Here is an 865-nt window from a genome sequence, read left to right on the forward strand (position 1 = left end):
CTTGCCGCGTGCCCGCAATGCATCCGAGACGCCCGAGCAGGCGTCCAGCCCAAAGGCCGACCCGCCGGACAAAGCAATTGCATCGACATGCGTCACCGACTTGTCCGGGTTCAGCAGATCGGTTTCCCGTGTGCCCGGCGCCCCACCCATCACGTGGACCGATGCTGTAAATGGCTCGTCCGCAGCCAGAACGGTCGTCCCGGATTTCAGGTCATCATCCTGAGCATTGCCCACCTTGAGGCCAGAGACGTCGGTGATCAGATTTCTGGGTCCTGGGATCATCGCTTTGTCACCCATAAGGTCAGATACACCGACCGCCATCGACTTCCAGCGCCGCACCGGTAATCATGCTGGCCTCGTCCGAGCACAAGAAACAAGCGGCGTTGGCCATGTCTTCCGGTGTCGAAAACCGCCCCAACGGGATGGTGGACAGGAACTTGGCGCGGATTTCAGGCGTATCTTCCCCCATAAAAGACTTGAGCAGGGGTGTTTCGCCCGCCACAGGGCAAATCGCGTTAACGCGCACACCGGACGGGGCCAATTCCACGGCCATCGTCTTGGTTGCGGTGATCATCCAGCCCTTGGAGGCGTTGTACCAGTTAAGGCTCGGGCGCGGTGACAGGCCGGCTGTTGAGGCAACATTCAGAATCGCTCCGCTCGCCTGGGACTTCATATGCGGCACGACGGAACGGGCGGTCAGGTAGACCGACTTCATGTTCACGGCAAAAACGCGGTCAAAATCCGCTTCGCTCACCTCCTCCAAGGGGGTTGGCAAATGGGTAACACCTGCATTGTTCACCAGAACATCCAGAACCCCAAACCTGTCAAACGCCGCATCCGACATGGCCTGAACAGAGCCACCGTC

2 protein-coding genes are annotated in these 865 nt (G+C 59.7%); both read right to left on the reverse strand.

What is annotated here, in order from left to right:
* A partial coding sequence (locus tag ACR1XY_RS24625) for a P1 family peptidase (RefSeq protein WP_480597450.1) occupies nt 1-282 on the reverse strand: 282 nt, incomplete at its 3' end.
* A gap of 19 nt (nt 283-301) precedes the next feature.
* The coding region (locus ACR1XY_RS24630) for a glucose 1-dehydrogenase (RefSeq protein ID WP_480597456.1) at nt 302-865 on the reverse strand (564 nt) is incomplete at its 5' end.

The organism is Ruegeria sp. AD11(2025) (genome assembly GCF_056542405.1).